This window comes from Streptomyces sp. NPDC060366, from assembly GCF_042725135.1.
GTDB lineage: Bacteria > Actinomycetota > Actinomycetes > Streptomycetales > Streptomycetaceae > Streptomyces.
On record NZ_JBHXDC010000007.1, the window covers coordinates 122,346 to 132,415 of the forward strand.

The 10,070-nt window shown below is 70.0% G+C and carries 12 protein-coding genes and 1 tRNA gene; 9 read left to right on the forward strand and 4 right to left on the reverse strand.

Going from position 1 to position 10,070, the window contains the following annotated elements; genetic code table 11:
• Positions 1-79: 79 nt before the first annotated feature.
• Both ACFWHU_RS19150 and ACFWHU_RS19155 read left to right on the forward strand, forming a co-directional pair.
• Positions 80-745: a molybdopterin-dependent oxidoreductase gene (locus tag ACFWHU_RS19150; protein ID WP_385796202.1), complete on the forward strand. Its 666-nt coding sequence runs from the start codon at positions 80-82 to the stop codon at positions 743-745.
• On the forward strand, positions 687-1,421 hold the full coding sequence (locus tag ACFWHU_RS19155; RefSeq protein ID WP_387225846.1) for a cytochrome b/b6 domain-containing protein: 735 nt from the start codon (positions 687-689) through the stop codon (positions 1,419-1,421). Before ACFWHU_RS19150 ends, ACFWHU_RS19155 begins: the two co-directional genes overlap by 59 nt.
• A 34-nt stretch (positions 1,422-1,455) precedes the next feature.
• On the opposite strand, the gene ACFWHU_RS19160 is transcribed toward ACFWHU_RS19155, so the two are convergent.
• A complete protein-coding gene (locus tag ACFWHU_RS19160; RefSeq protein ID WP_387225848.1) occupies positions 1,456-2,862 on the reverse strand; it encodes a GntP family permease in 1,407 nt (468 codons plus the stop codon).
• 66 nt (positions 2,863-2,928) lie between these two features.
• Complete coding sequence (locus ACFWHU_RS19165; RefSeq protein WP_385795904.1) at positions 2,929-3,459, reverse strand: gluconokinase; 531 nt, start codon at positions 3,457-3,459, stop codon at positions 2,929-2,931.
• Between the two features lie 131 nt (positions 3,460-3,590).
• Between ACFWHU_RS19165 and ACFWHU_RS19170 the strand changes: the two genes are divergently transcribed.
• The 3 genes from ACFWHU_RS19170 (at position 3,591) to ACFWHU_RS19180 (ending at position 6,077) form a co-directional block, all read left to right on the forward strand.
• Positions 3,591-4,292, forward strand: coding sequence for a FadR/GntR family transcriptional regulator (locus tag ACFWHU_RS19170; protein WP_385795907.1), 702 nt, complete (start codon positions 3,591-3,593; stop codon positions 4,290-4,292).
• Positions 4,293-4,362: 70 nt separating this feature from the next.
• Complete coding sequence (locus ACFWHU_RS19175; RefSeq protein ID WP_385795910.1) at positions 4,363-5,448, forward strand: S-(hydroxymethyl)mycothiol dehydrogenase; 1,086 nt, start codon at positions 4,363-4,365, stop codon at positions 5,446-5,448.
• Entirely contained in the window at positions 5,448-6,077 is a 630-nt protein-coding gene (locus tag ACFWHU_RS19180) for an MBL fold metallo-hydrolase (protein ID WP_387225852.1), read from the forward strand. The genes ACFWHU_RS19175 and ACFWHU_RS19180 overlap by 1 nt, the downstream gene beginning before the upstream one ends.
• 53 nt (positions 6,078-6,130) lie before the next feature.
• Here ACFWHU_RS19180 and ACFWHU_RS19185 read toward each other — a convergent pair.
• A tRNA-Leu gene (locus ACFWHU_RS19185) sits at positions 6,131-6,215 on the reverse strand.
• A 127-nt stretch (positions 6,216-6,342) separates the two neighbouring features.
• Between ACFWHU_RS19185 and ACFWHU_RS19190 the strand changes: the two genes are divergently transcribed.
• From ACFWHU_RS19190 to ACFWHU_RS19200, 3 genes are all read left to right on the forward strand, one after another.
• The gene (locus ACFWHU_RS19190) at positions 6,343-7,668 is read left to right on the forward strand and encodes a M20/M25/M40 family metallo-hydrolase (RefSeq protein ID WP_385795915.1); all 1,326 of its coding nucleotides are present in this window, start codon (positions 6,343-6,345) and stop codon (positions 7,666-7,668) included.
• A 135-nt stretch (positions 7,669-7,803) separates the two neighbouring features.
• A complete protein-coding gene (gene chpH / locus ACFWHU_RS19195; RefSeq protein WP_078078129.1) occupies positions 7,804-8,037 on the forward strand; it encodes a chaplin ChpH in 234 nt (77 codons plus the stop codon).
• A 134-nt stretch (positions 8,038-8,171) separates the two neighbouring features.
• The gene (locus ACFWHU_RS19200) at positions 8,172-8,927 is read left to right on the forward strand and encodes a chaplin (protein ID WP_385795917.1); all 756 of its coding nucleotides are present in this window, start codon (positions 8,172-8,174) and stop codon (positions 8,925-8,927) included.
• Positions 8,928-9,008: 81 nt separating this feature from the next.
• Here the strand turns inward: ACFWHU_RS19200 and ACFWHU_RS19205 are convergent, their stop codons facing one another.
• Positions 9,009-9,197, reverse strand: coding sequence for a DUF5703 family protein (locus tag ACFWHU_RS19205; RefSeq protein WP_023542774.1), 189 nt, complete (start codon positions 9,195-9,197; stop codon positions 9,009-9,011).
• Between the two features lie 47 nt (positions 9,198-9,244).
• Between ACFWHU_RS19205 and ACFWHU_RS19210 the strand changes: the two genes are divergently transcribed.
• Positions 9,245-9,916, forward strand: coding sequence for a hypothetical protein (locus ACFWHU_RS19210; protein WP_381800319.1), 672 nt, complete (start codon positions 9,245-9,247; stop codon positions 9,914-9,916).
• Positions 9,917-10,070: the final 154 nt, after the last annotated feature.

The following is a 10,070-nucleotide window of genomic DNA, read 5'->3' on the forward strand; positions in this document are numbered from 1 at the left end:
GTGGTGTTCGAATCAACAGGTGACCACTCCACAGGGCGACCCGGAGGGCACGCCCGTCGGGCGGCGCCTGGTGCTCTCCATGCTCGGACTCGGCGCGGCGGGCGTCGTCACCGCGCCGTACCTCCAGCGCGGACTCGAAGCCTTCCTCGGCGCGGCGTCCGACCGTGATCCGACGGGGCTGACCGGGCTGCTGCCCAACGGGGGCGGGTTCCGCTACTACTCGGTGGCCACCTCCGTACCCCGCAAGGGTCCCGAGAACTACCGGCTGACGGTGGACGGGCTGGTCGACCGGCCCACCACGTACACGCTCGACGCCCTGCGGAAGCTGCCGCAGACCCGCATGGTCCGGGACGTGCAGTGCGTCACCGGCTGGCGGGTGCCGGACACGCCGTTCGAGGGTGTGCGGCTGTCGCGGATCCTCGACGCGGCGGGGGTGCGGCCCGACGCGAAGGCGATCCGCTTCACGTGCTTCGACGGCACGTACAGCGAGAGCCTGACCATGGAGCAGGCCAGGCGCCCCGATGTGCTGGTGGCGCTGAAGATGCAGGACAAGCCGGTGGAGCACTCGCACGGCGGTCCGGTACGGCTCTACGTCGCGCCCATGTACTTCTACAAGTCGGCGAAATGGCTTTCCGGGATCTCCGTCACCTCCGACGTCCGCCCCGGCTACTGGGAGGAGCGCGGCTATGACGTCGACGCCTGGGTCGGGCGGTCCAACGGCCGCACCGACACCCCGACGGTCTGACCGGCAGAACGACCGGCAGAACGACCTGCCGGAAGACCTGCCGGACGACCGGCACGACGACCCGTCGGACACGACGCGCCGGCTGCGGCGGCGGTTCAGCCGCGCCGAGCGGCTGGTCCACCGCACCACGGCCGCGCTGATGCTGCTGTGCGTGGTGACGGCGGCCTGTCTGTACGTGCCGCAGCTCGCCGAACTCGTCGGCCGCCGCTATCTGGTGGTCACCCTGCACCAGTGGTCGGGGCTGCTGCTGCCCGCGCCGTTCCTCGTGGGTCTCGCGTCCCCGTCGTTCCGCGCGGATCTGCGGCGCCTGAACCGTTTCGCGCCGCACGACAAGGAGTGGCTGCGGGCGGTACGGCGGCGTGACTTCCGGCCGGAATCGCGCTCGTCGGGCAAGTTCAACGCCGGGCAGAAGGTGTACGCGGGCTGGATCGCCGGAGCCGTACTGGTCATGCTCGCCACCGGCCTGATGATGTGGTTCACCGGGCTGACACCGCTGGTGTGGCGGACGAGCGCCACGTTCGTGCACGACTGGCTGTCGCTGGCCGTGGGGCTCGTGCTCGTCGGGCACATCGGGATGGCGTTCGCCGACCCGCAGGCGCGTCGCGGCATGCGGACCGGATCGGTGGAACGGCCGTGGGCGGAGCGGGAGCACCCTCTGTGGAAGGAAGAGGAATGACCCGCCCCGCCGGCCCCGCCATGTCGAATCCGCGCTAAAGGATCAGCGACAGCAGCATCACGAAGCCGAGACCGACCACGGAGATGATCGTCTCCATCACCGACCAGGTCTTGATCGTCTGGCCGACGTCCATCCCGAAGTACTCCTTCACCAGCCAGAATCCGGCATCGTTCACATGGCTGAAGAAGAGCGATCCGGCGCCGATCGCGAGCACCAGCAGCGCCGCGTGCGAGGTCGACATGTCCGCGGCGAGCGGCGCCGCCAGGCCGGCGGCGGAGATCGTCGCGACCGTCGCCGAACCGGTCGCCAGCCGGATCGCCACGGCGATCAGCCATCCCAGCAGCAGCGCCGGGATCGCCCAGTTCTCGGAGAACTCCAGGATCATCTGGCCGACGCCGGCGTCGATCAGGGTCTGCTTGAAACCGCCGCCCGCGGCGACGATCAGCAGCACGCCCGCGATGGGCCCGAAGGACTTCTCGACGGTCGAGGCGAGCCGGTCCTTGGTGAATCCGGCGGCGCGCCCCAGGGTGAACATGCCGACCAGTACGGCGGCGAGCAGCGCGATCAGCGGGGAGCCGACGACATCGGCGACCTTCTGGACCTGGTTCTCCGGGTCGTCCACGACGATGTCGACCAGTGCCTTGACCAGCATCAGGACGACCGGCAGCAGGACCGTCGCGACGGTGGCGCCGAAGCTCGGGCGCCGGTCGGTCTCTTCGGACGGGCGCTTCTCCAGCGTCTGGAGCATCCGCTCGGGCGGCTGGATGTCCACCCAGCGCGCGGCGTAACGGGAGAACAGCGGACCGGCGATGATCACCGTCGGTATGGAGATGACGAGGCCCAGCGCCAGGGTGACGCCGAGGTCGGCGCCGATGGCGTCGATCGCGACCAGCGGGCCGGGGTGCGGCGGGATCAGTCCGTGCATGACGGAGAGGCCGGCCAGCGCCGGGATACCGATCCGCATCAGGGAGAAGTTGCCGCGCTTGGCGACCAGCAGCACCACCGGTATCAGCAGCACGATGCCGACCTCGAAGAACAGCGGCAGCCCGATCACCGAGGCGATGAGGACCATCGCCCAGGGCATCGCGCGCCCGCTCGCCCGGCTGAGGATCGTGTCGACTATCTGGTCGGCGCCGCCCGAGTCCGCGAGCAGCTTGCCGAGTATCGCGCCGAGCGCGATCAGCACGCCGACACCGGCGACGGTGGAGCCGAGACCGGCGGAGAAGCTGGTGATCGTGTCGCCCAGGGACGCGCCGGCGAAGGCGCCGAGTGCCAGCGTGCCGATGGTCAGGGCGAGAAAGGCGTGCACCTTGAACTTGGTGATGAGCAGGACGATGACGGCAATACCGGCGAGAACGGCGATGCCCAGCTGCGTGTTGCCGGCCGAGGTGATCGGTTCTACGGCGTCCGCTGCCAGCGTCTCGACACTGAGACTGGTCACGGTGGTTCCTTAATTCGGGGAGTTGGGGGAGTTGGGGGATTCTCTGGCGGGGGGCTTGCGTGCCCGTCAGGCGGGTTCGGGCTGTTGGGGACGGTCCAGGCGGCGAAGCGCGGCGACACCCCGTTCGGCGATCTCCTCGGGGGTGCCCGTCACATCGACGGTGACGCCCGCCTCGTCGTCGCCGAGCGGCTGCAACGTGGCGAACTGTGAATCCAGCAGGGCGGTCGGCATGAAGTGCCCCTTGCGGCCCGCCATCCGACGCTCGATCAGCGCGCGGTCTCCCGTGAGATGCAGGAAGACGGCGTCGGGCGCCGCCGCCCGCAGCCGGTCGCGGTAGGCGCGCTTGAGCGCCGAACTGCTGACCACACCGCCGAGACCGGCCCGGCCGTGCGCCCAGTGCCCGATCGCGTCGAGCCAGGGCCGGCGGTCGTCGTCTTCGAGCGGGGTGCCGGCCGACATCTTGGCGATGTTCTCCGGGGGGTGGAAGTCGTCGCCCTCGGCGTACGGGACGCCCAGTGCGGCGGCCAGCAGGGGACCGACGGTGGTTTTGCCGGTGCCTGCCACGCCCATCACCACAACGACGTGGGGGGTGCTCATCTGATGCCTCGCTGTCTTCACGTGCTCCGCTGCCTCCGCGCTACTGAAACCCATATGTACGACGTATTCAAGGTGTCGTAACCCACACGTCATATTTTTTCTTCGCCGTACCCGCCCCGTAGGCTTCCGTCATGACCACAGAAGGCCGGGGCCTGCATACCCATGTGCTCGACACCCTCGGTCTCGCCATCACGGGGGGCGAGTACCCCGAGGGGGGCGTCGTGCGCACCGACGAGGTCGCCCAGCGCTTCGACGTCTCGCGCACCGTCGTACGCGAAGTGGTCCGCGTCCTGGAGTCGATGCACCTCGTGCAGTCACGGCGCCGCGTCGGAGTCACGGTGCGGCCCGCCCGCGAGTGGAACGTCTACGACCCACGGGTCATCCGCTGGCGGCTCGCGGGCAGCGACCGGCCGCGCCAACTGCGCTCCCTGACCGTGCTGCGCTCCGCGATCGAGCCGGTCGCCGCCGGTCTCGCCGCCCTGCACGCCACGCCCGAGCAGTGCGCCGCCCTCACCGAGCAGGCCCTCGGGATGGTCGCCACATCACGCGGCCACCAGCTGGAGGGCTATCTCCGGCACGACATCGCCTTCCACCGGGTGGTCCTCGACGCGTCGGGCAACGAGATGTTCGCGCGGCTCGGCGACGTGGTCGCGGAGGTCCTGACGGGCCGTACGCGGCACGAGGTGATGTTCCACGACCCGGACCCGGCGGCCGTGACCCTGCACGTACGGGTCGCCGAGGCCGTACGGGAGCGGGATGCGGCCCGCGCGGAGGAACTGACACGGGAGATCGCCGTCGGCGCCCTCCAGGAACTCGACGTACTGGCACCCTGACCGGGGTCGCGCACCGCCGCGACGGTGTCAGACTTGCCTCTTCAGGCTCGATGGAGAGGCAGGTCCTGGCATGTCGCAGCAGGTGCAAGGCGTCGTGGCGCCCGGCAAGAACGAGGCGGTGCGGGTCGAGACGATCGTGATCCCCGATCCCGGCCCCGGTGAGGCCGTGGTGAAGATCCAGGCGTGCGGTGTCTGCCACACCGATCTGCACTACAAGCAGGGCGGGATCAACGACGACTACCCCTTCCTCCTCGGACACGAGGCGTCGGGAGTGGTCGAGTCGGTCGGCGACGGTGTCACCGACGTCGCTCCCGGTGACTTCGTCATTCTCAACTGGCGCGCCGTCTGCGGCAGTTGTCGGGCGTGTCTGCGGGGCAGGCCCTGGTACTGCTTCAACACCCACAACGCGAAGCAGAAGATGACCCTGACGGACGGCACCGAGCTGTCCCCCGCGCTCGGCATCGGGGCCTTCGCGGAGAAGACCCTCGTCGCCGCCGGGCAGTGCACCAAGGTCGACCCGGCCGTCTCACCGGCAGTCGCCGGTCTGCTGGGCTGCGGCGTCATGGCCGGCATCGGCGCGGCGATCAACACCGGCAACGTCGGCCGGGGCGACTCCGTCGCCGTCATCGGCTGCGGCGGGGTCGGCGACGCGGCGATCGTCGGCAGCCGGCTCGCGGGCGCGGCCCGGATCATCGCCGTCGACGTCGACGACCGCAAGCTGGCCACGGCGAGGACGATGGGCGCCACCCACACCGTCAACTCCCGCTCCACCGACGCCGTCGAGGCGATCCGGGAGCTGACCGGTGGCTTCGGCGCCGACGTCGTCATCGAGGCGGTCGGCCGCCCGGAGACGTACGAACAGGCCTTCTACGCACGCGACTTGGCCGGCACGGTCGTCCTGGTCGGCGTCCCCACCCCCGAGATGAAGCTCGAACTGCCGCTGCTCGACGTCTTCGGACGCGGCGGCTCGCTCAAGTCGTCCTGGTACGGCGACTGTCTGCCCTCCCGCGACTTCCCCATGCTCATCGACCTGCACCAGCAGGGCCGTATCGACCTGGGGGCGTTCGTCACCGAGACCATCGGACTCGGCGACGTCGAGAAGGCGTTCGCCCGGATGCACGAGGGCGACGTCCTGCGTTCGGTGGTGACGCTCTGATGGCCGCCCGTATCGACCATCTCGTCACCTCGGGCACCTTCTCGCTCGACGGCGGCACCTGGGACGTCGACAACAACGTCTGGATCGTCGGCGACGACACCGAGGCGATCGTCATCGACGCGGCCCACGACGCCGAGGCCATCGAGCGGGCGCTGGGCGGCCGGACGCTGCGCGCCGTCGTCTGCACCCATGCCCACAACGACCACATCGACGCGGCCCCGGCCCTCGCCGCCGCTACCGGCGCGCCGATCCTGCTCCACCCGGACGACCTCGCGCTGTGGAAGCAGACCCACCCGGACCGCCTCCCGGACGGCGAACTCGCCGACGGCCAGGCCCTGTCGGTGGCCGGCACCACCCTGACGGTGCTGCACACACCGGGCCACGCGCCCGGCGCCGTCTGTCTGTACGCCCCCGGCCTGTCCACGGTCTTCACCGGTGACACGCTCTTCCAGGGCGGGCCCGGCGCCACCGGGCGGTCCTTCTCGCACTTCCCGACGATCATCGAGTCGATCCGCGAGCGGCTGCTGACACTGCCTCCGGAGACGGTGGTCCGTACCGGCCACGGCGACTCGACCACCATCGGCGACGAGGCGCCGCAGCTGGACGAGTGGATCAGGTCCGGCGGCTGAGAACGCTGCACGAACAGCGAAAAGCCCCTGCTGAGCAGGGGCTTTTCGGTGAGTGTCCGAGGGGGGACTTGAACCCCCACGCCCGATAAAGGGCACTAGCACCTCAAGCTAGCGCGTCTGCCATTCCGCCACCCGGACAAGGTGTCCGCCGGGCGACCAGAGGCCGTTCCGACGTGGAAAACCATAGCAAACATCGGGCACTGCCCGATCCCGCCCCGGTGGGAGGATGGGGCGACCACCGGCAACGACAGCGGGAGTGAGCAGCGTGAGCGAGTCGAACACGGGCCGGACGGTCTCGGGCGAGGACGAGGTCGTCGACCTCTGCCGCGACCTGATCCGGATCGACACCAGCAACTACGGCGACCACTCGGGTCCCGGCGAACGGCTCGCCGCCGAGTATGTGGCCGAGAAACTTGCCGAGGTGGGACTCGAACCGAAGATCTTCGAGTCGCACAAGGGCCGTGCCTCCACCGTGGCCAGGATCGCCGGCGAGGACCCCTCCAGGCCCGCGCTGCTCATCCACGGCCACACCGACGTCGTCCCCGCCAACGCGGATGACTGGACGTACGACCCGTTCGCCGGCGAGATCGCCGACGGCTGCCTCTGGGGGCGCGGCGCGGTCGACATGAAGGACATGGACGCCATGACCCTCGCCGTGGTGCGGGACAGGCTCCGCAGCGGGCGCAAGCCCCCGCGCGACATCGTCCTCGCCTTCCTGGCCGACGAGGAGGCGGGAGGTACGTACGGGGCGCGACACCTGGTCGACAACCACCCCGATCTCTTCGAGGGCGTCACCGAGGCGATCAGCGAGGTCGGCGGCTTCTCCTTCACCGTCAACGAGAACCTGCGGCTGTATCTCGTCGAGACGGCGCAGAAGGGCATGCACTGGATGCGGCTGACCGTGGACGGCACCGCCGGCCACGGCTCGATGACCAACACCGACAACGCCATCACCGAACTCTGCGAAGCGGTGGGACGGCTGGGCCGGCACGAGTGGCCGGTGCGGATGACCAAGACCGTGCGGTCCTTCCTGGACGAACTGTCCGACGCGCTCGGTGTCCCGCTCGACCCGGAGGACATGGAGGGCACCCTCGCGACGCTCGGCGGCATCGCGAAGATGATCGGCGCCACCCTGCGCAACTCCGCCGCCCCCACCATGCTCGGCGCGGGCTACAAGGTGAACGTGATCCCCGGCCAGGCGACCGCCCATGTCGACGGCCGCTTCCTGCCCGGCTACGAGGAGGAGTTCCTCGCCGACATCGACCGGATCCTCGGCCCGCGCGTGCGCCGCGAGGACGTGCACGGCGACAAGGCCCTGGAGACCAGCTTCGACGGCAAGCTCGTGGACGCCATGCAGACCGCGCTCGTCGCCGAGGACCCGATCGCGCGGGCCGTCCCTTACATGCTCTCGGGCGGCACGGACGCCAAGTCCTTCGACGACCTCGGCATCCGCGGCTTCGGCTTCGCCCCGCTCAAGCTCCCGCCGGAGCTGGACTTCGCCGGGATGTTCCACGGTGTGGACGAGCGGGTGCCGCTGGACGGTCTGAAGTTCGGTGTACGGGTGCTCGACCGCTTCATCGACGCCTGCTGAGCCGGGTATTCGACAGCGCGTACGCACTGGACTGAAAAGGGTGAATGCGACCATACGCTCGTAGCCTGATTACTTCCTTCTCGTTACAGGTGTGCGGTCCGAGGTTGGGACCGCGTTTGCCAACAAGGAGGAATAATGATCAAGAAGGTCGTCGCCGCTGCGGCTGCCACCGGCAGTCTCGTGCTCGCGGGCGCGGGCATGGCCGTTGCCGACTCCGGTGCCCAGGGTGCCGCTGTCGGGTCCCCCGGTGTGCTCTCGGGCAATGTCGTTCAGGTGCCCATCCACATTCCGGTGAATGTCTGCGGCAACACGGTCTCCGTGATCGGGCTGCTGAACCCCACCTTCGGCAACACCTGCGTCAACGCGTGACGTTGTACCTCAACCCGTAAGGGTCTGAGCCCGGGCGGCCCCGGAGTGCGCGCCATGCACTCCGGGGCCGCTGGGCCTCAATCCCCAGGCGGTCGTGCCGGGGGTAACCGGAAGGCAGAAGGCAGGAACAAGCTATGAGACAGGTCACGCGCAAAGGCCTGATCACCGTGGCGGCGGCCGGTGGCGTACTCGCCATCGGCGGCGGCTACGCGCAGGCGGAGTCGGGTGCGGACGGAACGGCGTCGAACTCCCCGGGCGTGCTGTCCGGGAACAACGTCCAGGTCCCGGTGCACGTCCCGGTCAACGTCTGCGGCAACACCGTCGATGTCGTCGGGGTACTGAACCCCGCCATGGGCAACAGCTGCGCGAACGCGTCCGACGGTGGCCGCGGCTCGCACGGCGGCGGTTCCCAGGGCGGCGGCTCGCACGGCGGCAAGGACCGCCCCCAGGGCAACGGCTCACAGGGCGGGCACGGAGGCCACGGCGGCGGCTCGCACGCCGGGGGAGGCGCCGGCAACTCGCCCGGTGTCGGCTCCGGCAACGTCATCCAGGTGCCGATCGACATCCCCGTGAACGTCTGCGGGAACAGCGTCGACATCATCGGGGTACTGAACCCCGCCTTCGGCAACGAGTGCGCGAACGGCGCGGGCACCCCCGCGCCGCCGCCCGAGAAGCCCGAGGAGCCGGTCACCCCCGAGCCTCCGACGGACAGCGTCGTCCCGCCGACCCCGAACAAGCCGGAGACGCAGGCTGTCGACCGGACCGCTCCGGAGGGCACCGAGGTGCTGGCCCAGACCGGCGCCGGCGGGCTCGGACTGGTGATTCCGGCCGGCGCGGCCCTGCTTCTCGCGGGCAGCGTCATCTACCGCCGCACCCGCGCCGCCGCGTAACAGCGCGGGCACGGCAGGTCTCCGGCCCGGTACGGCACGGGGCGGGTCTCCGCACAGAGCGGGGATCCGCCCCGTCGCCGTTCACCAGGTGGCGCGTACCTGACGGATGATGCGCCGGCGCAGCCGCACTCTGCGACTGCCGTCCCGGTGGAGGCTCAGTCGGTCCATTTCCCAGTGTCCGTACTCGGCGTGGTCGGTCAGCAGGCGGGTCGCGTCGCTGCGGGACACCCCGCGCGGCACGTACACGTCGACAAATTCGTATTCCGGCATCGCATCTATTGTGCGGGCAGAGGCCCGGTACGGATAGCGTCTGCTCTATGTCTGATGCTGCGCAGCCCACGGCTGCCGAGGTACGTGCCGCCGCCGAGGCGGTCAAGGTCGCGCTGGACCGTCACCTCGCGGCGGTCGAACGCCGCACGGGTGAGGACGACCCGGCTGTTTCCGAGGCGTTCAACGCCCTTGCCACCGCGGCGGAGGCGTACGACGAGCGGCTCTACGACCTCTACGACGAGGTCACCCCGTTCGAGATCCCCGGCACGGACGACTCCTTGCCGCCGTACCGGGGCCCCGAGGAGCCGAACGCGCTCAGCGTGCTGATCCGCCGCGACTACGCGGTGGCGGAGCCGCGGAGACTGCTCGCTCAGGCACAGCGCATCGCCGATGTCGACGGGGACGCCGAGACCGTGGCGGTCGTCGGCGCCAGCGTGCACGCCGCTGTGGGCGTGCTCTTCGGCGAGTACGAGCCCGACGAGATCGCGTCCCGGCACAAGGAGTTCGGCCTGGAGGAGGGCGACTCGACACTGTGGGTGTCGGCCGCCGACGATCTTCCGGAGCCCGGTGAATGGCTCAGCGCCCCCTTCGAACAGGCCGATCCGCAGCAGGTCGTCTGCCGGTTCGACGTCAGCTCGGTCTTCGACGAGGACGAATTCGACGGCGTCGGCGGTACCGGCTTCGGCGACCTCGGTGACCTGGAGGAACAGGACGCCTGACAGCGTCGTACGGCGCTCGCGCACTTGGTCGCGACGACGGCCGTGGGGCCCCCCCCCCCGATGGATGGGGGGGCCCCGGGCCGTCGGGGGGGGCCCCGCCGTGACAACCCCCCCAACCCGCGCGGGACCACGACCCACCACACCGGGGAAAGAT

Excerpts from the sequence above, each read along its gene's own strand:
- ACFWHU_RS19200 (WP_385795917.1), top strand. The coding sequence starts at position 8,172 with ATGAGACAGGTCACGCGCAAAGGCCTGATCACCGTGGCGGCGGCCGGT.
- ACFWHU_RS19205 (WP_023542774.1), bottom strand. The coding sequence starts at position 9,197 with ATGCCGGAATACGAATTTGTCGACGTGTACGTGCCGCGCGGGGTGTCC.
- ACFWHU_RS19165 (WP_385795904.1), bottom strand. The coding sequence starts at position 3,459 with ATGAGCACCCCCCACGTCGTTGTGGTGATGGGCGTGGCAGGCACCGGC.
- ACFWHU_RS19170 (WP_385795907.1), top strand. The coding sequence starts at position 3,591 with ATGACCACAGAAGGCCGGGGCCTGCATACCCATGTGCTCGACACCCTC.
- ACFWHU_RS19210 (WP_381800319.1), top strand. The coding sequence starts at position 9,245 with ATGTCTGATGCTGCGCAGCCCACGGCTGCCGAGGTACGTGCCGCCGCC.
- ACFWHU_RS19180 (WP_387225852.1), top strand. The coding sequence starts at position 5,448 with ATGGCCGCCCGTATCGACCATCTCGTCACCTCGGGCACCTTCTCGCTC.
- ACFWHU_RS19155 (WP_387225846.1), top strand. The coding sequence starts at position 687 with ATGACGTCGACGCCTGGGTCGGGCGGTCCAACGGCCGCACCGACACCC.
- ACFWHU_RS19150 (WP_385796202.1), top strand. The coding sequence starts at position 80 with ATGCTCGGACTCGGCGCGGCGGGCGTCGTCACCGCGCCGTACCTCCAG.
- chpH (WP_078078129.1), top strand. The coding sequence starts at position 7,804 with ATGATCAAGAAGGTCGTCGCCGCTGCGGCTGCCACCGGCAGTCTCGTG.
- ACFWHU_RS19175 (WP_385795910.1), top strand. The coding sequence starts at position 4,363 with ATGTCGCAGCAGGTGCAAGGCGTCGTGGCGCCCGGCAAGAACGAGGCG.